This is a genomic window from Pantoea sp. USHLN256 (assembly GCF_037149875.1).
In the GTDB taxonomy this organism is placed as follows: Bacteria; Pseudomonadota; Gammaproteobacteria; order Enterobacterales; family Enterobacteriaceae; genus Pantoea; species Pantoea nemavictus.
In genome coordinates, this window is record NZ_JBBCQO010000003.1 from 153,679 (window position 1) to 176,634 (window position 22,956).

Consider the following 22,956-nt stretch of genomic DNA (forward strand, 5'->3'; position numbering starts at 1 on the left):
GATGACGCCCGATTACGACATTGCCCTGAGCGTGAATCAGCTGTCGCTGTGGTACGGCGACCGCCAGGCACTGAATAACATTGATCTGCAGATCCCGAAAAACCGCATCACGGCGCTGATTGGGCCGTCCGGCTGCGGAAAATCGACGCTGCTGCGCTGCTTTAATCGCATGAATGACGTGATTAATGGCTGTCGCATTGAGGGTGAAATTCTGCTCGATCGGTATGCGGTAATGCAGGCCAACCAGGATCTTCCCGCGCTGCGTCGCCGCATTGGCATGGTGTTTCAGCGACCGAATCCGTTCCCGAAATCGATCTACGAAAACGTGGTGTACGGTCTGCGCTTGCAGGGCGTGCGCGATCGACGCGTGCTGAATGAAGCCTGCGAACGTGCGCTGCGTGCCGCGGCGCTGTGGGGCGAAGTCAAAGATCAGCTGGGACAGAATGCGCTAACGCTCTCTACCGGTCAGCAGCAGCGTTTGGTGATTGCGCGCGCTATTGCTATTGAACCCGAGGTATTGCTGCTGGATGAGCCGACATCGGCGCTCGATCCGATTTCAACCTTGGTGATAGAAGAGTTGATGACCACGCTGAAGCAGCATTTCACGCTGGTGCTGGTGACGCATAACATGCAGCAGGCGGCGCGCGTGTCAGATTACACCGCGTTTATGCACAACGGCCAGCTGGTGGAGTTTGATGAAACCGATCGTATCTTCACCTCGCCAAAAGCGCGGCGCACCGAAGATTACATTACGGGAAGGTTTGGTTGATGACGTTTTGTCGAAACCGCTCCCATAAATAATTCAAGTTTCAGGAAGGCGGCAAGCTTGAGAATCCCCAGGAGCTTACATCAGTAAGTGACTGGGGTGAGCAAGTGAAGCCAACGCTCCTGAAACTTGAAGTATGACGGGGAAATCAGTCGTGGGCGTAACCCTGCGGCGGCAATGGTTCACCATCCAACCACGCTTTACCCTCGCGCATCTGCAAACGCCCATCGACAAACCAGCTGATCACCAGCGGATAAATCGCGTGTTCCTGATGCTGCACGCGCGCACTGATCTCGTCTTCGCTGTCGCCCGCAAACACCGGCACGCGCGCCTGCAAAATAATCGGTCCGCCATCCAGCTCGTCAGTCACAAAATGCACCGAGGTGCCATGCTCCTCGTCGCCGTTTTCCAGCGCCTGCCGATGGGTATGCAAGCCCGGATATTTCGGCAATAGCGACGGATGGATATTCACCAAACGATCGTGATAGTGCGCGACAAAAGCGCTGCTGAGGATGCGCATATAGCCAGCCAACACCACCAAATCCGGTGCGTACGCGTCAATCTCCTGCATGAGCTGGCGATCGAAGGCTGCACGGTCGGCAAAATCACTGGCGGCTAACGCATGCTGCGCGACATCGGCTTCCCGCGCACGCGTCAAACCGTAGGCGCTGGCTTTATTACTGAAAACGGCAGCGACGCTGCCGTTAATACGCCCGCTTGCGCAGGCGTCTAGGATGGACTGAAGATTGCTTCCGTTGCCGGAGATCAGTACAACCAGTTTTTTCATGGGTTGATAACCACACGCTCTTCAGCATCAGACGCTTTAATCACACCGATTTTCCACGCTTTTTCGCCAGCGTCACTCATCAGTTGCACCGCTTTATCTGCGTCTGCCGGGCTCAGCGCAATCACCATACCCACGCCGCAGTTAAAGGTGCGGTACATTTCAAAGCGGCTAACATTACCCGCTTGCTGCATCCAGGTGAATACCGCAGGCCACTGCCAGCTGCTCTCTTCCAGCACGGCCTGAGTATTGTCTGGCAATACGCGTGGGATATTTTCCCAGAAGCCGCCGCCAGTCAGATGTGAAATCGCATGCACATCAACCTGTTCAATCAGGCTAAGGATGTTTTTCACGTAGATGCGGGTCGGCGCCAGCAGGTGATCGGCCAATGATTTGCCTTCCAGCTGCTTGGTTTCAGGATCGGTCTGGCTGACTTCCAGAATCTTGCGCACCAGCGAGTAACCGTTCGAGTGTGGACCGCTGGAACCCAGCGCGATCAGCACGTCACCGTCCTGCACTTTCGAACCGTCGATGATTTCTGATTTTTCCACCACGCCGACGCAGAAACCGGCCACGTCGTAATCTTCGCCGTGGTACATGCCAGGCATTTCAGCGGTTTCGCCGCCCACCAGCGCACAGCCAGACTGCAAGCAGCCTTCGGCAATGCCGGTGATCACCGAGGAAGCCGTGTCTACATCCAGCTTGCCGGTCGCGTAATAATCGAGGAAGAACAGCGGCTCTGCACCTTGCACGATCAGGTCGTTGACACACATCGCAACCAGATCGATGCCGATGCTGTCATGGCGTTTGAGATCCATCGCCAGACGCAGCTTGGTGCCGACGCCATCGGTTCCGGAGACCAGCACAGGCTCGCGGTACTTCTGCGGCAGCGCACAGAGCGCGCCGAATCCACCCAATCCACCCATCACTTCCGGGCGGCGAGTTTTTTTCACTACGCCTTTAATACGGTCAACCAGATCGTTACCAGCATCGATATCAACACCGGCGTCTTTGTAGCTGAGAGAGGTTTTGTCGGTCACTGCGGAATCCCCACGCGAGTTGCGGTTGGTGGCAAAAATTAAGCGCGGCAATTCTAACAGCGCAGGCAAACGTTTGCGAGTCCCATCTCACGCTGCCTTTGCACAGCGTCAGATTTTCGCCAATCCTTACTCTTGAGCTGATTCAGGCAAGCCATTGACCGATGACATGTGGCGCGGCGGCGAAAAGGCGGTATAATCCGGCGATTTTTTTTAGCTCAACTCAATTCCGGGAGAACAATCATGAAGATCGTGGAAGTCAAACACCCGCTGGTCAAACATAAACTGGGCCTGATGCGTGAGCATGATATCAGCACCAAGCGTTTCCGCGAGCTGGCCTCGGAAGTGGGCAGCTTGCTGACCTATGAAGCCACCGCCGATCTGGAAACCGAGCGCGTCACCATCGAAGGCTGGAACGGTCCGGTCGAAATCGATCAGATCAAAGGTAAAAAAATCACGGTTGTTCCGATTCTGCGTGCTGGCCTCGGCATGATGGAAGGGGTGCTCGAGCACGTACCGAGCGCGCGTATCAGCGTGGTCGGCGTGTATCGTGATGAAGAGACGCTGGAGCCGGTACCCTATTTCCAGAAGCTGGTATCGAACATTGAAGAACGCCTGGCGCTGGTGGTCGATCCGATGCTGGCAACCGGTGGTTCGATGATTGCCACCATCGATCTGCTGAAGAAAGCCGGTTGTACCAGTATTAAGGTGCTGGTGCTGGTGGCCGCGCCAGAAGGGATTGCGGCTTTAGAAAAAGCGCATCCGGATGTGGAGCTGTACACCGCATCTGTCGATCAGGGATTGAACGAAAAGGGATACATCATTCCCGGGCTCGGCGATGCCGGCGACAAGATTTTCGGAACCAAATAAAGAAAGCAGCCGGCCAGAGAGTCGGCTTTTTTTTGTCTAAAACACAACAATGTCATCCTCGAGTTATTCGCGCCAGGGCAAGGCGGCAAACGCGTTCATCCCGATGAGCTTACTTCAGTAAGTGATTCGGGTGGACAAGAGCAGCCAACGCAGCCATGGCGCGAAGAATGAAGAGGATAGGGGATAATAATGACTCGTCGCGCTATTGGCGTTAGTGAACGCCCACCGCTGCTGCAAACCATTCCACTCAGCTTGCAGCACCTGTTCGCCATGTTCGGCGCCACCGTGCTGGTGCCGATTCTGTTTCACATCAACCCGGCCACGGTGTTGCTGTTTAACGGCGTCGGCACGTTGCTGTATCTGTTTATCTGTAAAGGAAAAATCCCCGCTTATCTCGGTTCGAGCTTTGCCTTTATTTCGCCGGTGCTGCTGCTGTTGCCGCTCGGTTATGAAGTGGCGCTCGGCGGTTTTATCCTCTGTGGTTTCTTGTTCTGCGTGGTGGCGTTGATCGTGAAAAAAGCCGGTACCGGCTGGCTTGACGTGATGTTCCCTCCGGCGGCGATGGGCGCGATTGTGGCGGTTATCGGTCTGGAACTGGCGGGCGTAGCGGCGAATATGGCTGGCTTGCTGCCTGCTGACGGTACTTCGCCAGACAGCAAAACGGTGATCATCTCCATGGTGACGCTGGCGGTCACGGTCTTTGGTTCGGTGCTGTTCCGCGGTTTCCTCGCCATCATCCCGATTTTAGTCGGCGTGTTGGTCGGCTATGCGCTCTCTTACGGCATGGGAATTGTGGACTGGACTGCGGTGGAAAATGCACCGTGGTTTGCGCTGCCAACCTTCTATACGCCGCGTTTTGAGTGGGTGGCGATGCTGACCATTCTGCCGGCCGCGCTGGTGGTCATTGCCGAGCACGTCGGCCACTTAGTGGTCACCGCCAATATCGTGAAGAAAGATCTGATCCGCGATCCTGGCCTGCACCGCTCCATGTTCGCCAACGGTTTGTCGACCATGATCTCCGGCTTCTTCGGCTCAACGCCAAATACCACTTACGGCGAGAACATCGGCGTAATGGCGATTACCCGCGTGTACAGCACCTGGGTGATTGGCGGCGCGGCAATCTTTGCCATCCTGCTCTCGTGCGTTGGCAAGCTGGCGGCAGCGATTCAGGCGGTTCCTGTGCCGGTCATGGGCGGCGTGTCGCTGCTGCTGTACGGGGTGATCGGCGCGTCGGGTATTCGTGTGCTGATCGAATCCAAAGTGGATTACAACAAGGCGCAAAACCTGATCCTGACCTCGGTGATCCTGATCATCGGCGTCAGCGGCGCCAAAGTGCACATTGGTGCCGCCGAGCTGAAAGGCATGGCGCTGGCGACCATCGTTGGCGTTGGCCTGGCTCTGATCTTCCGTCTAATCAGCGTATTACGTCCAGAAGAAGTGGTGCTGGATGCGGAAGAGAAGCGCGAAAGTTAAGGCGACAAACCGGGCAGGGAAGCCCGGTTCATCTCCGACAAAGATCGTGATAAACTTGCGCGGTTTTCTGCCCGCTCATCCGTTGAGGTACTTCTGAACACGCCGGCACAGCTCTCACTGCCACTCTATTTACCCGATGATGAAACCTTCGCCAGTTTCTGGCCGGGGGAAAACGCGTCTCTGCTGGCGGCGCTGCAAGGTGCACTCTCACAGCAACACGGCAGCTATCTCTATTTCTGGTCGCGCGAAGGCGGTGGCCGCAGTCATCTGCTGCATGCAGCCTGTGCTGAACTCTCGGCGCGCGGTGAGGCGGTGGGCTACGTGCCGCTGGATAAACGCACGTGGTTTGTGCCGGAGGTTCTGGAAGGGATGGAGAATCTGGCGCTGGTGTGCATCGATAACATCGAATGTATTGCGGGCGATCCGGAGTGGGAAATGGCGATCTTTGATCTCTACAATCGCATTCTGGAAATCGGTAAAACGCGGTTGCTGATCACCGGCGATCGACCGCCGCGCCAGCTGAATCTTGGCTTACCGGATCTGGCTTCACGCCTTGATTGGGGGCAGATTTACCGCTTACAGCCGCTGTCGGATGACGACAAATTACAGGCGATGCAGCTGCGTGCGGGATTGCGTGGCTTTGAGCTGCCGGAAGATGTTGGGCGCTTCCTGCTGAAACGCCTCGATCGTGAGATGCGCACGCTGTTTGATACGCTGGATCGCCTCGATCGCGCCTCAATTAGTGCGCAGCGCAAACTCACCATTCCCTTTGTTAAGGAAGCGCTGGAGCTTTAAATAATCTCCAGCACCGCTTCGGGCGGACGTCCAATGCGCGCCTGCTCGCCATTAACCACAATCGGACGTTCAATCAGTTTTGGATGAGCCGCCATCGCCTGCAGCAGGTGATCCTCGCTCAGCTCATCATTCGCCAACGCTAACGCTTTATAAAGATCTTCTTTGCGACGCATCAGTTCACGCGCGCTGTGCATGCCGAGCTGTTGTAGCAGGCGCTTCAATGTCGGCACGTCGGGCGGCGTATCGAGATATAACACCACTTCAGGTTCAACTCCGTTTTCCTGCAACAGCGCCAGCGTTTCACGGCTCTTGCTGCAGCGCGGGTTGTGATAAATGCTCACCATGTTTCTTATCCTTTTTGATACACCTTGAAGCGTTTCTGTAGTTCACGGAACTGATCGATGCGTGCGTCATAACGCGCCTGTTTCAGGCTGCCGAGCGGCACCTGCGCACTGGCGCTGCTTAACGTCGAGATCGCCTGATCGAGTTGTCCGTTGAGCGCTAAACCTTCGGCGCGCGCGGAGAGCTCTTCATCGCGTAAACCCTGGGCTGCGGAGGCCTGCGCCAGCAAATCCCAGGCGTTGAGATCGTCCGGATGCGCGAAAGTGTAGCGATTGAGAATGCGGCTGGCGTTAGCCGGTTGCTTCGCTTCAACATAGGCGTTAGCCAGGTTCAACTGCAGCACCGGGTTGCTGCTGCTGGCTTTATTACTGCTCAGCATAGTGATCGCCTGCTGCGGCTGATTCAGGCCGATGTCGATATCGGTCATGATATCGAGAAACCAGACGTTATCCGGCTGCTTCGCCAGCAGCGGGGCGATCACCCGTTTGGCGCTATCAAAGCTTTTGGCCTGCAGGAACTGCACCGCTTTGCCGTATTGCGCAGCCTGCTGCTCGCGCACGTTGCCTTTGGCATAGTCGTTGAGCAAATCATCGGTCAGCTGATTGCGACCGGTGGAATACATGCCGAGTGAACGCACTTTCGCCATATAGAAATCCTGCGACGACTGCACCACCACTGGACGCATCTGGTTGGCGCGGTTACGCGCATCGGCCAGGCGGCTATCCGGTAACGGGTGCGTCAGCAAAATTTCCGGCGGCTTGGAGGAGAAGCGGCTCTGATCCGCCAGCTTCTGCAGGAAAGTGGGCATTGCTTGCGGATCGAAGCCGGCGCGTTGCAGTACCTGAATGCCGATGCGATCGGCTTCCTGTTCGTTGCCCTGAGTAAAGCTGATGATGCCCTGCTGCGTGCCCGCCAGCGTGCCGGTCAATGCCGCCATACCCGCTTGTGGGCTGGCCATCGCCAGCAGAATAGATCCCAGTGCTCCCACCCAGGTGAGCGGCGCATTGCGTCTCTGCTCTTCCATCGCGCGCGCCAGGTGGCGCTGGGTAACGTGCGAAATTTCGTGCGCCATCACCGAGGCTAACTGGCTTTCATTATCGGTGTAGCGAAACAGCGACGAATGCAGCACCACATTGCCGCCAAAGAAGGCGAAGGCATTCAGCTCGTCGTTCTGAATCAGAAAGAAGTGAAACGGCGTGCGTACCGAGTTGGCGTGGGCCACCAGGCGCTGACCCAGCTCATTAATATATTGGTTCAACAGCGGGTCGTTTATCAGAGGCGCACTGGCGCGCAGCTGGCGCACATAGAAGTCGCCCATCTGTAATTCCTGATTAATCGACAGCGTAGCACCGGCGGTGGTGCCCATATCGGGCAGCGTATCGCTAATGTCGGCGCGCGCACTCAGCGCAGGCGTGAGCAGCAGCGCAGGAATAAGGGCCGCCAGTACTGATTTTTTCAACCGGTTAAACATGCCTTGATCCTGTAAAAGTCACCCGAAATTGGACAGGTAAGTTGTTCAAATGTTCTGCGCTTATTTTGCATGGGTACCGCGCGCTCTATCTTAACCACACTGTTGCGACAAGCAAATGATGAAGCTAAATGGTCTATAAATGAAAAATCGGTTACAGCATCGCAAAATTGCAGCAAAAAATTGAATAGGGCGTTGCGGCATAAACCGGGCTGTGGGCCGCCAAAAGTTAAAGTTACGTAAAGTTGCTCAAAATTATTGAATTTGGCATGAATTTTTATAGGTTTACTCTGAAAAGCAGTGGCAAATCAGCGGGTTTGGCCCGCTTTATCCATCAGTTATTTTAATCGTGCTCACGCTGCGCATGGCCTCTGGAACAGTAAATGGCGGCTATATTTTAAACGCACGTCAACTTATTCTACTGGCGTTGGGGTCACAATTTCACGGCCAACCATTTCTTCACTTCCTGCCGCACAACAATCGAAACTCTTATTCAATTAACCCTGCTAATTATTTTTCGCGCAATCAAAACGCCGGACAGCCCGTCACTACAGGCGTTTTGCCCTGCGCACGCTGTGGTATAGATAAGGCACTTTATTCAAACGGACTGTGAATTGACGCGCAGTGCATGCCGGAGAGTTTCTATGCGTTCTGTTGTCACATACGCCCTCATCGCCATTGTGGGTGGATTTGTGGGCGCCACCGTGAGCAAGGGTGATGACCTGTATCAGCGTGTTGTGAGCCATTTTTCTGCCGAGCCAGCCGATCCGGAGGGTTTCTGGAGTACACCCGCCGTGGAGGGCTACGGCAAAATCCATTATGAAGCGGACGCCGCCTTTAAGCCGGTGATTGGCTTGAGTAACAAAGTGGTGTTCCAGATTACCCGCAGCGAAGGGGATATGAAGCGGCCGAACCTCGGTCTGGAGCGCGTCGCGCGCGTGGTTAATCTTTATATCGCCTCTGGCGTGCCAGCTGATGACCTGCACTTTGTCGTCTCGGTCACCGGTGACGCCACCCCGGCGATGCTGGATAACGCGCATTTCCAACAGTTCTATAAAGCAGATAACCCTAATCTGGCGCTGATAGGCGCACTGAATAAGTTGGGCGTGAAGGTATCGGTGTGCGATCAGTCGGTGGCATTCCATCACTTCCCGAAAGCGTGGATCGACCAATCGGTGATTCATGCGCTCTCCAGTCCGACCACCGTGTCGACGCTGGAAAATCAGGGTTATGCACTCTTACAGATGTAAATCTCAGGCACAGGAGAAGTGAAATGCGTCCAGCATCCTATATTGTTATCGCGGCACTGGCAGGTTTTGTCGGCGGTAATGTGTTACAGCTTCCGGAACTGATTGATAAAGTCAGCGACAAGTTTGCAGATAAAAAGAGCGAGCCCGCCGATTTCTGGAGCACGCCCGCCATTGCCGGTTACGGCAAAATCCACTTTGTGAGTGTGCCGGACTACAATCCGGCCAACACGCCGGGTTTAAGCAACAAAATCGTCTTCCAGATCAACCGTAATGAAGGGGATGTTCGCCAGCCGAATCTCGGTCTGGAGCGCGTTGCGCGCGTCACCAACCTCTACTACGCAGCGGGCGTTCCACTGAATCAGCTGAAGTTTGTGGTGTCGATCAACAGCGATGCGGTACCCGCGGCGCTAAATAATGAACAGTTCCGCAAAACCTACGGCACCGATAACCCGAACCTCAAGCTGATTGATGAGCTCAGAAGCGCGGGCGTCAAGGTAACCATTTGCGATCAGTCGGTAGCATTCCATCAGCTGGAGCGCGACTGGATTGATACCCGCGTTACCCACACGCTGTCGAGTGGCACCACCGTGGCTTCGCTGCAAAACGAAGGTTACGCTTTCCTGATGTTGTAATGCCTGCCTGACAGCAGCCCGCGCTGCTGTCATCTCTTCGTCATTTTTCCACGATGTTGCTGTCACAGTTAGATTTGGTTTAAGCGCCAGCTGCAAGTGGAGTTGCGGCTGATGGCTCGTCACTCAATATCCTTAGCGCATGTCTGCAATGTCGGCTGACGCAAATAAACATCGGCGATTATCCCGGCCCGTGGCCGTTTTACGATGCCAATGGCTTGATCGATTAGCACCAGCAGTGAGAAAGAATTGTCGGTGGCTGACAGGATGCTTCGTGCTCAATTTGAGTTGTGGGTGTACAATTGCTCGTTCCCTCACCAGGGCAAGTGCAACCAACAATAACAAGACTGTCAGGCACACAAATCTATGAATCTACGCTTTAAAGCAGGTGCGCCATGCTAACGCGCCTGCGGCCAAAAACTGACCTGCGCACGCTGATCGCGCTGTTAGCAATCACCAGCATCGTCATCACGCTCGCCAATGCGTTGTACGCCACCTGGCGCGTGCAACGTATGGTCCTGATCGAAAGCACCCTCGAAGCTAATCGCGCTTACGCCACCAAACTGGCCGCCACCACGGAAGTCTTCTTTCAGCTGGCTCAGTCGCAGCTGCACTACAGCGCGACGCAGTTAGGCAATGATTTTGATGATGACGATCTGGCGCAGCAGGAAGTAAATCGCCTGCGTGAGCAAACCAACAGCTTTAACTCGGTCGCGGTGGTCGACAGTAACGGTATCGTGAAGGCGATTTCACCGGAATCGTTGATGCTGAAAGGCATGCGGCTGACCAGCCAGTCTTCGCGTGAAGCGTTAGCGCAGCGTCAGCCGATGGTCAGCCGACCCAGCATTTCCGCCGCTAACAACCTGATTGTGTTTGTCTCCTGGCCAATCTGGAGCAAAGACGGACGCTATCTCGGCTATGTGGGCGGCACTATCTATCTGAAAAAGAAAAGCATCCTGAACGCGCTGCTCGGCGAACAGTTCTATCGCGACGGCACCCAGGTTTACGTTATGGATCGTAATAATCAGGTGCTGTATCACCAGAATAGCCAGCTGATTGGCAAAAGTGCGCCAGCCATCATCAGCGAGCGCCAGCGCCAGCAGCAAACCAACGGCGAAGTGCAGTTAAGCGAAGAGGGCAAAGCCAAACTGGCCGGTTATGCCATCGTGCCCACCACCGGCTGGATGGTGGTGGCGTTGAAACCGACCGATGCCACGCTGGCGCCGCTCTCTGGCTTGTTATTAAAAGTGCTGAAAAACTCGGTGCCGTTCGCGCTGCTGACCTTGCTGGTGGCGGTGATTTTGGCGCGGCTGATTGCCTTGCCGCTGTGGCAGCTGGCGCGCAAAGCCAGCCAGATGGATTCGCAGGGCGTATCAACTGAGATTGGCGGCATTCGCGCCTGGTATTTTGAAGCGGCGCAGGTGAAGCGCGCGTTGCTGACCGGCATTGGTTTAGTGCAGGACAAAATTGGCCGGCTGAAATCTGAAGTCCAGACCGATCCGATGACCAACCTGCTCAATCGCCGCGGTTTAAGCGCCGTGCTCGACTATTTCTCTACCATGCGCCAACCGTTTTCCGTGCTGGCGCTGGATATCGATCACTTCAAACGCGTCAACGATACCTTTGGTCATGATGTGGGTGATGAGGTGATCAAACACGTGGCGCGCACCTTGCGTCACAGCGCACGGCAAACCGATGTGGTGTGCCGTAACGGCGGGGAAGAGTTTCTGATGCTGTTGCCCGCCACCTCGGTTGAAGATGCGCGCATTCTTGCCGAACGCGTGCGTATCAGCATCGCGGAAAACTGGATTGATCAGGTTGGCAATGTCACGCTGTCGGTGGGGATTGCTGACTGGCAGCCGGATGGCGGGGCGCAGGAACAGAGCCTCAAGCAAGCCGATGCCGCGCTCTATCAGGCGAAAAATGCCGGGCGCAACTGCGTAATGATCTCCGGTCAGGATGCGTTGGTGAGTAGTATTACGCATTAACCCCCCCTATCATGCACGTTCCGTAGCGACGTAATTTATGGCACCGCTACGGAACGTGCGCTTTTCTGTTTTCGTTTCAAGGATGTTTTGCATGCTCGCTCTGCTTTATCAATGGTACAAACGCCGCTTCAGCGACCCGCAGGCTATCGGCCTGCTGGTGATTCTGCTGGCGGCGTTTTGTATTCTGTTCTTCTTAAGCGGTTTACTGGCGCCGCTACTGGTGGCGTTAGTGCTCGCCTACCTGCTTGAGTGGCCAACGGTACGCCTGCAGCGCGCCGGTTGTAGCCGCACCTGGGCCACCAGCGCGGTGCTGGTGGTGTTCGCGGGCATCTTATTGGTGATGGTGTTGATTGTGGCGCCGGTGGCCTGGCAGCAGGGCATTAATCTGACCCGCGACTTGCCCAATATGCTGAATAAACTCTATCTCTTTGCCGCTGGCTTGCCGAAGCGTTATCCGGCACTGGTTGATGCTGGCATCATCGACATCATCGTGGAGAATCTGCGCAGCCGCCTGACTGGCTTAGGCGAATCGCTGGTGAAGTATTCACTGGCGTCGCTGGTGGGCTTGATGACGCTGATGATCTATCTGGTGCTGGTGCCGCTGATGGTGTTCTTCCTGCTGAAAGATAAAGAGCAGATGCTGAGCGCGGTGCGTCGCGTGCTGCCGCGCAATCGCGGTCTGGCGGGCGTGGTGTGGCAAGAGATGAATCAGCAGATCACTAATTACATTCGCGGCAAAGTGCTGGAAATGGTGGCGGTAGGCTTTGTTACCTGGCTGGCGTTTCTGATGCTGGGCCTCAACTATTCGCTGTTGCTGGCGGTGCTGGTCGGAATTTCAGTACTGATTCCCTATATCGGCGCGATGGTGGTGACCCTTCCGGTGATTGGCGTTGGCCTGTTCCAGTGGGGACTGGGCAGCGATTTCTGGACCATGATCGCCATCTATCTGGTGATTCAGGCGCTGGATGGCAACGTGCTGGTGCCAATTCTGTTCTCTGAAGCGGTGAATCTGCATCCGCTGGTGATCATTCTGTCAGTGGTGATTTTTGGCGGGATGTGGGGATTCTGGGGCGTGTTCTTTGCGATTCCGCTGGCAACGTTGGTAAAAGCCGTGGTGCATGCCTGGCCTGAAACACCGGCGCTTGATGAGCCGCGAATAGAGTAAAAGAGAACGGGTGCGGCTTGCGCACCCGTTACTATCAGGCTGATTTCAGATAATCCAACACGATGTCGTGGTGGTTCGACGTTTTGAAATCGTCGAACACTTTCTCTACCTTGCCTTCGCCATCGATCAGGAAGCTGATGCGGTGAATGCCGTCGTAGGTTTTACCCATAAAGGTTTTCTCACCCCACACGCCAAACTGCTCACACACCTGATGATCTTCATCGGATAGCAACGTGAAGTTCAGCATCTCTTTATCGGCAAAGCGCGACAACTTCTCGGCTTTATCGGTGCTGATGCCCAGTACTGTGACACCCTCAGTTTTCAACTCATCCATGTTGTCGCGCAGACCGCAGGCCTGAACGGTGCAACCCGGCGTCATGGCTTTCGGATAGAAATAGACCAGAACGCGCTGTCCCTGGAAGTCGGCCAAATTTACTTGTTCGCCGTCCTGATCGGGCAAGCTAAATTTCGGTGCGGTATCACCGGCTTTCAGTGGATTCATCACAACTCTCCATTATTTTTTACATGCTGTGGGTAATACACCATCAGGAACAAAAGTGCCAGGGGGTGTTTACCGTCAGGGTTATTTCACTACACGGTTTGCCGCAGCGGCAGAGTGTGTGGCGAAATAACCCGGAGCCTGATTAAACGCTGCTGTTGGCATCGTCGGTCACACTATAAAGACGAATTGAGCCTTGTGCATGCAGTTCTTCGCACAGCTGATTGAAAGCCTGCTCGATAGGGGCGCTGACCGGATTGGCCGGGCTGTGCGCCGTCATTTGAATATAGAGCGTCGGGGCTACGCCATCCTGCGACGGTTTAATCCGCGAGACCAATTCAGCGATATTCATCTGGTGTTTATCGAACAGATCGGTGAAGCGCTCAATGATGTGCGGAGAATCCGGGACTTCAACCTGCACCCACACGGTGGCGGGCATCGGTGGCGTAGCGCGTGCGTTGGTGCGCTTCATCACAATCAGCAACTCCAGCTCGGCACCTTTCATTGGCAGCGTAGATTCAATCAGGGTTATCGCATTCCAGCTGCCGGAGAGCAGCATGATGAAGGTGAACTCATCACCAAGCATCGCCAGACGACTGTCTTCGATATTACAGCCGCAGCTACTGACGTGGCGGGTGATGGTATTGACGATACCCGGACGATCAACGCCCAGTGCGGTGATCACCAGATGGTGAGGCTGTGACTGCGACAAAATGGCATTTCCTGTACGTTCGCTAATAACTATAAGGTAAACATAAAAAAAACTGCTGACAAGCGCGGGAATGGCGTGGCTCGCTTGCTTTTCTTTCAATGTAAAACGTAACATGAGGCACTTGTTTGTCGAGGGGATAGCCCATGTTCACCGGAAGTATTGTTGCGCTCATTACGCCAATGAATGAAAAAGGTAATGTCTGCCGCGAAAGTCTAAAAAAACTGATTGATTATCATGTTGCCAGCGGCACCGCGGCGATTGTTTCTGTTGGCACCACCGGCGAATCAGCCACGCTCAGCCATGACGAGCACGGTGATGTAGTCATGCAAACCCTGGAACTGGCCGATGGCCGTATCCCGGTTATCGCTGGCACTGGCGCCAATGCCACAGCTGAAGGCATCTCCCTGACAAAACGCTTTACCGGCAGCGGTGTTGTGGGCTGTTTAACGGTGACGCCTTACTACAACCGTCCAACCCAGGAAGGCTTGTTCCAGCACTTTAAAGCCATTGCGGAAAGCACCGATCTGCCGCAGATGCTGTATAACGTTCCTTCGCGTACCGGTTGCGACATGCTCCCGGAAACCGTCGCGCGTCTGGCCGAAATTAAAAATATTATCGGAATCAAAGAGGCTACCGGGAACTTATCGCGCATCTCACAGATCCAAGAGCTGGTTAATGATGAGTTCATCATCGTCAGCGGTGATGACGCCACGGCGCTGGACTCCATGCAACTGGGCGGCAAAGGCGTCATTTCGGTAACGGCTAATATTGCGGCACGTGAAATGGTTGAACTCTGTGCGTTGGCGCAACAGGGCAAATTCGCCGAAGCGCGTCGCCTGAATCAGCGTCTGATGCATTTGCACCAGACGCTTTTCTGTGAACCCAATCCAATCCCGGTGAAATGGGCAGCAAAACAGCTAGGATTAATCGCGGATGACACGCTGCGCTTGCCAATGACGCCACTGACCGAAGCGGGTCAGGCGAAAACGGCTCAGGCGCTGATTAAAGCGGGTCTGCGATAATTTAGGGAGAATCAATGAGTTATTCAGTTAAGCGCTCGACGCTGGCAACGGTAGTGGGCCTTTCCACCCTGATGCTGCTAACAGCGTGTTCCAACGATCAGCGTTATAAGCGCCAGGTCAGCGGCGACGAATCTTACCTGCAGGCGCCTGAGCTGCAGGATTTAAAAGCGCCCGCCGGCATGATTCTGCCACTGCAGAATGGTGATTACGATGTTCCGCATAGCGTCGCCAAAGGCGCAGTTGGTAAAGAGCTGGATATTCGTCCGCCAGCCCAGCCGCTGGCATTGCTGAACGGCACGCGTGCGCAGTTCACCGGTAACACCGGCGTGCTGGCCGTGGAAAGCAGCCGGGGTTCGATCTGGTCGCAAGTGGTTGGCGTAGTCCAGTCTTACAAGTTCCCGATTGCGCAGCGTGATGATGCTTCACAGCAGCTGACTACCGATTGGGTGCAGTGGAACCGTGCTGACGAAGATAACCAGTATCGCGGTCGCTATCAGATCAGCGTGCAGAATCAGAGCTATCAGCAAGTGCTGACGGTACGTCTGCTCGAGCTGCAGCAGTCAGGTCAGGCCGTCACTTCTCCGGCGCAGATCCAACGCTATACCGGCCAGATGCTGAACGACATCAGCACCGGTCTGGATAAAGTGGATTCTGCCAGCCAGGATGCCGCAGCAAACCGTGCCACCGGACAAATTGATGTCCAGAGCGGCGCCGACGATACCGGTTTACCGCTGTTGATTCTGCGTGCACCGTTCAACGTGACCTGGCAGCGTTTGCCAGCGGCGCTGAAACGCGTGGGCATGGAAGTCACAGACGACAACCGTTCGCAGGGCAGCCTGAAAGTCACCTACAAACAGCCGGGCAGCGGCGTGTGGGATGAGATCGGTGCGAAAGATCCGGAATTACCAAACGGCGATTACAAATTGCAGGTTGGCGATTTGGATAACCGCAGTAGTCTGCAGTTCATCGATCCGAAAGGTCACGTGCTAACCCAGACGCAGAATGATGCGCTGGTATCAGTGATTCAAGGCGCGCTGAAATAAATTGCCAAAGGGCCGGAGATTACCCGGCCTTTTTGTTTTGATTTGTCATATACACAAATCCTTCAAGCTGCAGATGCGTTGGCTGCTCTCATTCACCCGAATCACTTACTTGAGTAAGCTCATCGGGATTATGAATCTTCTAAGAAGATTCACCCTGTGGGCCAGCGCAAGCGCTGTTCAAATCGGCTCGCCGATTTGTCATTCGTTTGCCGCCTTCCTGCATCTCGAATGATTTTGTGTATAATAGCGCCCGGCGAAGTAAACGATTGCGTCACGCAGTCGGCGCGCGGTGAAACACCGCTGAACACGGGTTCTTTCATGTTTGGAGTTAACAAGATGCAAAAGCGAGCTGAGTTGTATCGCGGTAAAGCGAAAACCGTATACAGCACCGATAATCCGGATCTGCTGGTACTTGAATTCCGCAACGATACGTCAGCAGGAGACGGTGCACGAATCGAGCAGTTTGATCGCAAAGGAATGGTAAACAACAAGTTCAACCATTTCATCATGACCAAATTGCAGGAAGCGGGCATTCCGACCCAGATGGAAGCGCTGCTGTCGGATAACGAAGCGCTGGTGAAAAAGCTGGAGATGGTGCCGGTCGAGTGCGTGGTGCGCAACCGTGCGGCAGGATCGCTGGTAAAACGTCTGGGCGTGGAAGAGGGCATTGTGCTCAATCCACCGCTGTTTGATCTCTTCCTGAAAGATGACGCCAAACACGACCCGATGGTGAACGAATCCTATTGCGAAACCTTTGGTTGGGTGAGCAAAGCCAATCTGGCACGTATGCAAGAGCTGACCTTTAAAGCCAACGACGTGCTGAGCAAGCTGTTTGATGACGCGGGCTTAATCCTGGTCGACTTCAAGCTGGAGTTTGGTCTGTTCAACGGCGAAGTGGTGCTGGGCGATGAGTTCTCGCCAGACGGCGCGCGCCTGTGGGACAAAAACACCATGGACAAAATGGACAAAGACCGTTTCCGTCAGAGCCTCGGCGGCCTGGTTGAAGCGTACGAAGAAGTCGCCCAGCGTTTGGGTGTGAAGCTGGATTAAGTCTGTCCACCTATCTTGTAGGGTCGTCATTTATGACGACCTTTTTTTATGCCCGTAATAGAGGTCGTCATTAATGACGACCCTACGGTGTTATGTGACTACAACACTGGTGCTAACCTGCGCCGCCAACTAAAATCATGCCAAAACATGTTTAAAGGAGTAGGCCATGCGCTGGCAAGGGCGTCGTGAAAGCGACAATGTAGAAGATCGACGCAATGATTCACCGGGCATTGGCAGCGGTGGCGGACGGCAAATCCGCATTCCTCGCGGCAAAGGTGGCCTGATCTTGTTAGTGGTTGTCGCTGTTGCAGGCTATTACGGCTACGACCTCACCGCGCTGCTGGAAGGCGGCGGTAGCGTCGCGCCAACTTCGCAGCAGCGTCAGGTGAACACCGCGCAGAGTAATGAAGATGCCAAATTCACCTCGGTGATTCTGGCGACCACGGAAGATACCTGGAGCAAGCTGTTCCAGCAGATGAACAAACAGTACGTGCCGCCGAAACTGGTGATGTATCGCGGTGCGACGCGCACCAATTGTGGTACCGGCCAATCGGCGATGGGGCCGTTTTATTGCCCGGCCGATCAAACCGTGTATATCGATTTGTCGTTTTACGATGATATGAAAACCAAACTCGGTGCCGGCGGCGATTTTGCGCAGGGCTATGTCATTGCCCACGAAGTTGGCCATCACGTACAAAAACTGCTCGGTATTGAGCCGAAAGTACGCCAGATGCAGCAGGGCGCGAGTCAGGCGCAGGCTAATCAACTGTCGGTGAAGATGGAGCTGCAGGCTGACTGCTTTGCTGGTGTTTGGGGCCATTATATGCAGCAGCAAAATATTCTCGAAGTTGGCGATCTGCAGGAAGCGCTAAATGCGGCAGAAGCCATTGGCGACGATCGCCTGCAGCAGAAAGGTCAGGGCCGCGTGGTGCCGGACAGCTTCACGCACGGTACATCCCAGCAGCGTTACACCTGGCTGAAGCGCGGTTTCGATAGCGGCGATCCCGGTCAGTGCAACACCTTCGCTAGCAAGTGATGTCCTTGATTGAACCGACGGCGGCGATGCAGCGTGCAGGCATTCGCCGCCTGAGTGTGATTGCTGGCGAAGCGGATTGGGCCCGGCTGCAAGCCTCGCAATGGCGAGCGGAGTTGCAAGGCGATTGGCTGACGCTCAGTGACAGCGATGATTTGCCGCATGCGGTCGCGCCAACCGCATTGCGCACGTTACTGGGCCGTGAATTCCAGCACGCGATATTCGATGCACGTAAAGGTTTTCATGCCGAAGCCTTCGCGGCGCTGGCGGGAACCTTGCGTGCAGGCAGCTGGTTATTGCTATTGACGCCCGCCTGGAAAAGCTGGCCAACGCAAACAGACGCTGACAGCCTGCGTTGGGCCGATGTCGCCGAACCGATCGCCACACCGCATTTTATCCATCATCTCCAATCTCTTCTGCTCGACGATGCGCAGGTAATGTTGCAGCGTCAGCATCAACCTGTGCGTTATCCCGCCGATATTGATCTGCCCGAATGGCACTGCCAGGCACCACAGCAGCAGGCGCAAATCCTGCAACAGCTCGAAACGATGCCTGCCGGCGTCGCGGTGATCACCGCCGCGCGCGGTCGCGGCAAATCTGCATTGGCTGGCATGCTGGCGCAGCAGAATCAGCACTGTTTAGTGACGGCGCCCGGCAAAGTCTCAACCGAGGTGCTGGCCGACTTTGCGGGTGAGCATTTCCGCTTCATGGCACCGGATGCCATTCTGGCGCGAGAACAGACGCCGCTGGCGCAATGGCTGATTGTCGATGAAGCGGCAGCGATTCCCACGCCGCTGTTGCAGCAGCTGGTGCAGCGTTTTCCGCGTGTGCTGCTCACCACCACCGTGCAAGGTTATGAAGGTACCGGACGCGGTTTTATGCTGCGCTTCTGCGCCACCTTGCCCGATGTCCATTACTTCCAGCTCGACGAGCCGTTGCGTTGGTCGCCCAACGATCCGCTGGAGCAGTGGCTCAGTCAGGCGTTGCTGTTTGAGGATGCGCAGGAAAGCCGCGTAAACGCCGACGTCGCAATTTTCCCGGCGACACCACAGCAAAACTTTTCTGCGTTGGAAGCGGGTTACCGCCTGCTGGCCAGCGCGCACTACCGCACGTCACCGCTGGATTTACGCCGCATGCTGGATGCACCTGGCATGCGTTTTTGGTTAGCCGGAGAAGGTGAACACATCACCGGCGCGCTGTGGCTGGTGGAGGAGGGCGGATTAGATCAGGCGCTAGCAGAAGCGATATGGGCGGGTTACCGCCGGCCGCGTGGCAATCTGGTGGCGCAATCGCTGGCGGCGCATGCGGGTTTTGCGCAGGCGGCGACGCTGCGTTCACAACGCATTAGCCGGATTGCGGTGCAGGCGGCACAGCGCCAGCGCGGTATCGGCAAAGCTTTAGTCGCAACGGCACGCCAGCAGGCGCGGGGCTGTGATTATCTTTCGGTTAGCTTCGGCTACACCGAATCCCTGTGGCACTTCTGGCGCGCCTGCGGGTTTACGCTGGTACGGATGGGTTCGCAGCGCGAAGCCAGCAGCGGCTGCTATGCCGCGATGGCGATGCTGGCGATGACTGCAAAAGGCGAAGCGCTACAACAGCAGGCAGCGCAGCGCCTGGCGCGCGACTGGCTGTGGCTGCAGGAGATCATTGAACTGCCGTTATCGCTGGCAAGCGATGACAGCCAATTGCTCAATGATGACGATTGGTCGCTGCTGGCGGGTTTCGCCTGGGCACAGCGCCCTTTTGAAGCCAGCTTTGCGGTGTTACAGCGCCTGGTGCGCCACGCTTCTTCACCCTTGTTGCATGCCATTCTGTTGCAAAAACAGACGCTGAGCAGCGCGGCGCAAAATGCGGGACTTAGCGGGCGCAAGGCGTTGATGCACAAGCTGCGATCTGAGGTTGCCGAGGCCCTGATTCAGCTCAATCCTGACGCGGCACCGCAGACCCCTTCGTTGCAATAAATCCATTATCTCGTTCAAATTTTCCCGGTATCTCTGTGCGAGCAGCGGCGTATAGTGATTTGAGGAGGATCTTATGGCACTACGATATGTAATTGTTCAGCAACCCAGCAGTGCAGCGCAGCTGTTCCTGCTGTATCACGGTGTAAACGACAACCCGGATTCGATGGCGCAGATTGGCAGCTGGTTCGCTAAGGCGTTCCCGCAAGCGCTGGTGGTTTCCGTTGGCGCACCTTACGCTGCCAGCAGCGTTCCTCAGGGACGCCTGTGGTTTGCCGATATTCCGGCGCACGATCGCTCGGAGCAGCAGGGCGTGGATGCGGTGATGCCAGAATTCGTGGAATCGGTGCGTTACTGGCAGCAGCAAAGCGGGGTACGCGCCGAAGCAACTGCGCTGGTCGGTTTTTCGCAGGGCGGCACCATGGTGCTGGAAGGCGTTAAGGCGCAGCCAGATTTGGCCGGGCGAGCAATTGTGTTTAGCGGCCGCTATGCCACGCTGCCGCAGCGCGCATCCACCCGCAACACTATCCATCTGATTCATGGCGATTACGATGAGCAGATTCCGCTCAAGCACGCAGAGGAGGCGAAGCAACGTCTGATGTTGCTAGGTGGCGATGTGACGCTGGATGTGGTTGAGGATCTGCCGCACGCCATTGACGATCGCAGCATGGAGCTGGCGCTCAATCATCTGCGTTATACCGTGCCGCGTCGTTACTTCGATGAAGCGCTGAGCGGCGCTAAGCCCGGCGATGATGATGTGGTGATGATGATCTAAATTTATATCTGCACACTTCGTAGCGGCGCGATTTATCGCACATTGTTACAGCGAGACTGCTGCTAAACACGCGCGATAAATCGCGCCGCTACGGGTAAGGAGACTGATTTAACTGGGGTTATTTCTTCTTCGGCCAATCCTCTTCATCGTCCCACTTATCGTTAAAATCTCGATGCGGCGGCAAAGTCGGTTTGTTATCCATGAACTTTTTATGGTCGATACGTTTTAGGTCTTTGTAAACATTCATCAAAATACCGACCATCAGCAGGATCACCAGGATCCACCAGTACTCTTTAAAGAATTCCATCCCTTGCTCCTTCGGCGCGTTTAGGCGATCAGTTGTTCCATGATGCGCTGATACATACGGCTCAGCATCTGCAAATCTGACGCTTTCACGCACTCATTAATCTTATGAATGGTGGCGTTCACCGGGCCCAGTTCCACCACTTGCGCCCCCATGCGCGCAATGAAGCGCCCATCCGAGGTGCCGCCGGTGGTCAGCAACTGTGGCTTAATCTCATTATAGTGCGCTACGGCGTTTACCACGGCATCAACCAGCTTGCCGCGTGAAGTCAGGAACGGTTGACCGGAAACATTCCACTCCAGCGTATAACGCAGTTGATGACGATCCAGCAGTTCCGCCACGCGATCTTTGATCATCTGATCGGTGAGCTGGGTGCTGAAGCGAAAGTTGAACTGCACAAAGAATTCACCGGGGATCACGTTATTGCTGCCGGTACCGGCCTGCACGTTGGCGATCTGCATACTGGTTGGCGGGAAGAATTCATTGCCTTCATCCCACACGGTGTCCACCAGCTCATTCAGCGCAGGCATGGCGCGATGCACCGGATTGTCCGCCAGATGCGGATAAGCGACGTGGCCCTGCACGCCGTGAAGGGTAAGATTGGCGGTCATTGAGCCGCGACGACCATTCTTCACCACGTCGCCAACGATTTCGGTGCTCGACGGTTCGCCGACCAGGCAGTAATCCATACGCTCGTTGCGCGCCATCAAACGCTCAACCACTTTTACCGTACCGTTAACCGCGCTGGCTTCCTCATCGGAGGTAATCAGAAACGCCAGACGACCTTTATGCTGTGGATTGGCGGCAACAAAGCGCTCCGCTGCCACTACCATTGCGGCCAGCGAGCCCTTCATGTCAGCCGCACCGCGGCCAAACAGCATGCCGTCGCGGATGCTCGGCTCGAACGGCGGGCTGATCCAGCGATTGGCGTCGCCCGGCGGCACCACATCGGTATGTCCGGCAAACGCCAGCGTTTCGCCCTGGCCGCGCGTCGCCCAAAAGTTGAGCGTATCGCCAATGTGCATCGGCTCAACGTTAAAGCCGATGGCTTCCAGACGCGCAATCAGCAGCGCCTGGCAACCGGCATCATCTGGGCTGAGAGAGGGGCGACGGATAAGCTGCTGAGCCAGCTCAATGACCGGACAGAACATGTTATGACTTCTCCTGGATAAACGCGGAATAGAGGGAATCGTTGAAGCCGACCAGCAGATCGCCATTGGGTGCAGCTAACACGGGGCGCTTGATGATGGCAGGCTGCGCGAGCATTACCGCTTTGGCACTGGCCGCATCGTTAACCGCTGCGCGATCGGCTTCCGGCAGCTTGCGCCACGTGGTTCCGCGCGTGTTTAACAGCACTTCATAACCAAGCTGGTCAATGAACGATTGCAGTAGCGCGTCGTCAATGCCATCCACGCGATAATCATGAAAACGATAGTCGATGCCGGAAGCCTCTAAAGAGTTGCGTGCTTTTTTAATCGTGTCGCAATTTTTAATTCCGTACATCACCCACTGCGCTGTCATCGCTTATTCCCATTTTGTTAAAAATAAAGCGCGAGTTTACCACAGCGATCTAAGTGTCGTGAGCGTTGACGGCGATTGCCGCTTTTTTTCATGACACTTTTGCCGTTATAAATTTTATTACTTAGATCCAGAAAACGCTTTCATCAATCCCATCCGTAATTGCCCACGGCATCATCAGGCCACTAAGGATTATCCTAAACGACAATTTGTGCTACGCGATTTAAGTTGGGCTTTTTTCCTGACGCATTATGCAGTTGCTGAAATGTGCGTCACTACGCAATTTCAGAAAATTACAGCTTTTGCGCGCGTTTGCCGATAGTGATGAGAGGTGGAAGCGTATTCACCTGTAGAAAAAAACGGCGTAGAATCGCCACTACAATAAGAGAGGATTTTATGGTCGACACCGAAATGGGAAACTGGAAAGAATTTATCGAAGCGATGTTACGTAAGTAACGCGTGAAGAGAAAAGCAG

Annotated in this window: 24 protein-coding genes; 15 read left to right on the forward strand and 9 right to left on the reverse strand. The window is 55.2% G+C overall.

Annotation, left to right across the window (positions count from 1 at the left end; translation table 11 throughout):
• Window position 1 precedes the first annotated feature (1 nt).
• Complete coding sequence (pstB, locus tag WFL93_RS09965; RefSeq protein ID WP_336778039.1) at window positions 2-769, forward strand: phosphate ABC transporter ATP-binding protein PstB; 768 nt, start codon at window positions 2-4, stop codon at window positions 767-769.
• Between the two features lie 145 nt (window positions 770-914).
• On the opposite strand, the gene purN is transcribed toward pstB, so the two are convergent.
• Together purN and purM are read right to left on the reverse strand one after the other, a co-directional pair.
• The gene (gene purN / locus WFL93_RS09970; protein WP_007884852.1) at window positions 915-1,553 is read right to left on the reverse strand and encodes a phosphoribosylglycinamide formyltransferase; all 639 of its coding nucleotides are present in this window, start codon (window positions 1,551-1,553) and stop codon (window positions 915-917) included.
• Window positions 1,550-2,590 carry a phosphoribosylformylglycinamidine cyclo-ligase gene (purM, locus tag WFL93_RS09975; RefSeq protein WP_007884851.1) on the reverse strand — a complete coding sequence of 347 codons (1,041 nt, stop codon included), beginning with the start codon at window positions 2,588-2,590 and terminating at the stop codon, window positions 1,550-1,552. Before purM ends, purN begins: the two co-directional genes overlap by 4 nt.
• 240 nt (window positions 2,591-2,830) lie before the next feature.
• Here purM and upp point away from each other — a divergent pair, with 240 nt between their 5' ends.
• The 3 genes from upp to hda all read left to right on the forward strand — a co-directional run bounded on the left by upp (window position 2,831) and on the right by hda (window position 5,725).
• The gene (gene upp, locus WFL93_RS09980; RefSeq protein WP_007884850.1) at window positions 2,831-3,457 is read left to right on the forward strand and encodes a uracil phosphoribosyltransferase; all 627 of its coding nucleotides are present in this window, start codon (window positions 2,831-2,833) and stop codon (window positions 3,455-3,457) included.
• A gap of 189 nt (window positions 3,458-3,646) precedes the next feature.
• Window positions 3,647-4,930, forward strand: coding sequence for a uracil permease (gene uraA / locus WFL93_RS09985; RefSeq protein ID WP_007884849.1), 1,284 nt, complete (start codon window positions 3,647-3,649; stop codon window positions 4,928-4,930).
• A 93-nt stretch (window positions 4,931-5,023) separates the two neighbouring features.
• Window positions 5,024-5,725: a DnaA inactivator Hda gene (gene hda / locus WFL93_RS09990; RefSeq protein WP_036619769.1), complete on the forward strand. Its 702-nt coding sequence runs from the start codon at window positions 5,024-5,026 to the stop codon at window positions 5,723-5,725.
• Here hda and arsC read toward each other — a convergent pair.
• Window positions 5,722-6,069, reverse strand: a complete 348-nt coding sequence (arsC, locus tag WFL93_RS09995; RefSeq protein WP_369817634.1) for an arsenate reductase (glutaredoxin) — start codon at window positions 6,067-6,069, stop codon at window positions 5,722-5,724. The two genes, hda and arsC, sit on opposite strands and share 4 nt — an antisense overlap.
• A 5-nt stretch (window positions 6,070-6,074) precedes the next feature.
• The gene (locus WFL93_RS10000) at window positions 6,075-7,538 is read right to left on the reverse strand and encodes a beta-barrel assembly-enhancing protease (RefSeq protein WP_049852971.1); all 1,464 of its coding nucleotides are present in this window, start codon (window positions 7,536-7,538) and stop codon (window positions 6,075-6,077) included.
• A 641-nt stretch (window positions 7,539-8,179) separates the two neighbouring features.
• Between WFL93_RS10000 and WFL93_RS10005 the strand changes: the two genes are divergently transcribed.
• The 4 genes from WFL93_RS10005 (at window position 8,180) to WFL93_RS10020 (ending at window position 12,567) form a co-directional block, all read left to right on the forward strand.
• Window positions 8,180-8,785, forward strand: a complete 606-nt coding sequence (locus WFL93_RS10005) for a DsrE family protein (RefSeq protein ID WP_336778040.1) — start codon at window positions 8,180-8,182, stop codon at window positions 8,783-8,785.
• A gap of 23 nt (window positions 8,786-8,808) precedes the next feature.
• Complete coding sequence (locus WFL93_RS10010) at window positions 8,809-9,417, forward strand: DsrE family protein (protein WP_007884832.1); 609 nt, start codon at window positions 8,809-8,811, stop codon at window positions 9,415-9,417.
• A gap of 392 nt (window positions 9,418-9,809) precedes the next feature.
• Window positions 9,810-11,402, forward strand: a complete 1,593-nt coding sequence (locus tag WFL93_RS10015; protein ID WP_049852970.1) for a sensor domain-containing diguanylate cyclase — start codon at window positions 9,810-9,812, stop codon at window positions 11,400-11,402.
• 91 nt (window positions 11,403-11,493) lie between these two features.
• Window positions 11,494-12,567 carry an AI-2E family transporter gene (locus WFL93_RS10020; RefSeq protein ID WP_049852969.1) on the forward strand — a complete coding sequence of 358 codons (1,074 nt, stop codon included), beginning with the start codon at window positions 11,494-11,496 and terminating at the stop codon, window positions 12,565-12,567.
• Window positions 12,568-12,601: 34 nt separating this feature from the next.
• On the opposite strand, the gene bcp is transcribed toward WFL93_RS10020, so the two are convergent.
• On the reverse strand, window positions 12,602-13,069 hold the full coding sequence (gene bcp, locus WFL93_RS10025) for a thioredoxin-dependent thiol peroxidase (protein WP_007884826.1): 468 nt from the start codon (window positions 13,067-13,069) through the stop codon (window positions 12,602-12,604).
• Window positions 13,070-13,211: 142 nt separating this feature from the next.
• A complete protein-coding gene (locus WFL93_RS10030; protein ID WP_036619762.1) occupies window positions 13,212-13,778 on the reverse strand; it encodes a glycine cleavage system transcriptional repressor in 567 nt (188 codons plus the stop codon).
• Between the two features lie 143 nt (window positions 13,779-13,921).
• Here WFL93_RS10030 and dapA point away from each other — a divergent pair, with 143 nt between their 5' ends.
• The 6 genes from dapA to ypfH all read left to right on the forward strand — a co-directional run bounded on the left by dapA (window position 13,922) and on the right by ypfH (window position 20,659).
• Entirely contained in the window at window positions 13,922-14,800 is an 879-nt protein-coding gene (gene dapA / locus WFL93_RS10035) for a 4-hydroxy-tetrahydrodipicolinate synthase (protein ID WP_007884824.1), read from the forward strand.
• Window positions 14,801-14,814: 14 nt separating this feature from the next.
• Window positions 14,815-15,843: an outer membrane protein assembly factor BamC gene (bamC, locus tag WFL93_RS10040; protein ID WP_007884823.1), complete on the forward strand. Its 1,029-nt coding sequence runs from the start codon at window positions 14,815-14,817 to the stop codon at window positions 15,841-15,843.
• Window positions 15,844-16,179: 336 nt separating this feature from the next.
• The gene (gene purC, locus WFL93_RS10045) at window positions 16,180-16,893 is read left to right on the forward strand and encodes a phosphoribosylaminoimidazolesuccinocarboxamide synthase (RefSeq protein WP_007884822.1); all 714 of its coding nucleotides are present in this window, start codon (window positions 16,180-16,182) and stop codon (window positions 16,891-16,893) included.
• 166 nt (window positions 16,894-17,059) lie between these two features.
• Complete coding sequence (gene ypfJ / locus WFL93_RS10050) at window positions 17,060-17,929, forward strand: KPN_02809 family neutral zinc metallopeptidase (RefSeq protein ID WP_049852966.1); 870 nt, start codon at window positions 17,060-17,062, stop codon at window positions 17,927-17,929.
• A complete protein-coding gene (locus WFL93_RS10055) occupies window positions 17,929-19,887 on the forward strand; it encodes a tRNA(Met) cytidine acetyltransferase TmcA (protein WP_336778041.1) in 1,959 nt (652 codons plus the stop codon). Before ypfJ ends, WFL93_RS10055 begins: the two co-directional genes overlap by 1 nt.
• A 73-nt stretch (window positions 19,888-19,960) precedes the next feature.
• Window positions 19,961-20,659, forward strand: coding sequence for an esterase (ypfH, locus tag WFL93_RS10060; protein WP_336778042.1), 699 nt, complete (start codon window positions 19,961-19,963; stop codon window positions 20,657-20,659).
• A 118-nt stretch (window positions 20,660-20,777) separates the two neighbouring features.
• Here the strand turns inward: ypfH and WFL93_RS10065 are convergent, their stop codons facing one another.
• The 3 genes from WFL93_RS10065 to WFL93_RS10075 are packed head-to-tail and all read right to left on the reverse strand — an operon-like array spanning window position 20,778 to window position 22,484.
• Complete coding sequence (locus tag WFL93_RS10065; protein ID WP_007884817.1) at window positions 20,778-20,966, reverse strand: YpfN family protein; 189 nt, start codon at window positions 20,964-20,966, stop codon at window positions 20,778-20,780.
• Between the two features lie 20 nt (window positions 20,967-20,986).
• Window positions 20,987-22,114 (reverse strand): succinyl-diaminopimelate desuccinylase, encoded by a 1,128-nt coding sequence (dapE, locus tag WFL93_RS10070; protein WP_336778043.1) that lies wholly within the window; start codon window positions 22,112-22,114, stop codon window positions 20,987-20,989.
• Between the two features lies 1 nt (window position 22,115).
• Complete coding sequence (locus WFL93_RS10075; RefSeq protein WP_007884815.1) at window positions 22,116-22,484, reverse strand: ArsC family reductase; 369 nt, start codon at window positions 22,482-22,484, stop codon at window positions 22,116-22,118.
• A 393-nt stretch (window positions 22,485-22,877) separates the two neighbouring features.
• Here WFL93_RS10075 and ypfM point away from each other — a divergent pair, with 393 nt between their 5' ends.
• A complete protein-coding gene (gene ypfM, locus WFL93_RS24285) occupies window positions 22,878-22,937 on the forward strand; it encodes a protein YpfM (protein ID WP_137386901.1) in 60 nt (19 codons plus the stop codon).
• Window positions 22,938-22,956 lie beyond the last annotated feature (19 nt).

Excerpts from the sequence above, each read along its gene's own strand:
- bcp (WP_007884826.1), bottom strand. The coding sequence starts at position 13,069 with ATGAATCCACTGAAAGCCGGTGATACCGCACCGAAATTTAGCTTGCCC.
- WFL93_RS10000 (WP_049852971.1), bottom strand. The coding sequence starts at position 7,538 with ATGTTTAACCGGTTGAAAAAATCAGTACTGGCGGCCCTTATTCCTGCG.
- upp (WP_007884850.1), top strand. The coding sequence starts at position 2,831 with ATGAAGATCGTGGAAGTCAAACACCCGCTGGTCAAACATAAACTGGGC.
- uraA (WP_007884849.1), top strand. The coding sequence starts at position 3,647 with ATGACTCGTCGCGCTATTGGCGTTAGTGAACGCCCACCGCTGCTGCAA.
- WFL93_RS10020 (WP_049852969.1), top strand. The coding sequence starts at position 11,494 with ATGCTCGCTCTGCTTTATCAATGGTACAAACGCCGCTTCAGCGACCCG.
- WFL93_RS10055 (WP_336778041.1), top strand. The coding sequence starts at position 17,929 with ATGTCCTTGATTGAACCGACGGCGGCGATGCAGCGTGCAGGCATTCGC.
- ypfH (WP_336778042.1), top strand. The coding sequence starts at position 19,961 with ATGGCACTACGATATGTAATTGTTCAGCAACCCAGCAGTGCAGCGCAG.
- WFL93_RS10075 (WP_007884815.1), bottom strand. The coding sequence starts at position 22,484 with ATGACAGCGCAGTGGGTGATGTACGGAATTAAAAATTGCGACACGATT.
- WFL93_RS10015 (WP_049852970.1), top strand. The coding sequence starts at position 9,810 with ATGCTAACGCGCCTGCGGCCAAAAACTGACCTGCGCACGCTGATCGCG.
- WFL93_RS10010 (WP_007884832.1), top strand. The coding sequence starts at position 8,809 with ATGCGTCCAGCATCCTATATTGTTATCGCGGCACTGGCAGGTTTTGTC.
- bamC (WP_007884823.1), top strand. The coding sequence starts at position 14,815 with ATGAGTTATTCAGTTAAGCGCTCGACGCTGGCAACGGTAGTGGGCCTT.
- WFL93_RS10005 (WP_336778040.1), top strand. The coding sequence starts at position 8,180 with ATGCGTTCTGTTGTCACATACGCCCTCATCGCCATTGTGGGTGGATTT.
- purN (WP_007884852.1), bottom strand. The coding sequence starts at position 1,553 with ATGAAAAAACTGGTTGTACTGATCTCCGGCAACGGAAGCAATCTTCAG.
- purC (WP_007884822.1), top strand. The coding sequence starts at position 16,180 with ATGCAAAAGCGAGCTGAGTTGTATCGCGGTAAAGCGAAAACCGTATAC.
- dapE (WP_336778043.1), bottom strand. The coding sequence starts at position 22,114 with ATGTTCTGTCCGGTCATTGAGCTGGCTCAGCAGCTTATCCGTCGCCCC.
- pstB (WP_336778039.1), top strand. The coding sequence starts at position 2 with ATGACGCCCGATTACGACATTGCCCTGAGCGTGAATCAGCTGTCGCTG.
- arsC (WP_369817634.1), bottom strand. The coding sequence starts at position 6,069 with ATGGTGAGCATTTATCACAACCCGCGCTGCAGCAAGAGCCGTGAAACG.
- dapA (WP_007884824.1), top strand. The coding sequence starts at position 13,922 with ATGTTCACCGGAAGTATTGTTGCGCTCATTACGCCAATGAATGAAAAA.
- WFL93_RS10065 (WP_007884817.1), bottom strand. The coding sequence starts at position 20,966 with ATGGAATTCTTTAAAGAGTACTGGTGGATCCTGGTGATCCTGCTGATG.
- ypfJ (WP_049852966.1), top strand. The coding sequence starts at position 17,060 with ATGCGCTGGCAAGGGCGTCGTGAAAGCGACAATGTAGAAGATCGACGC.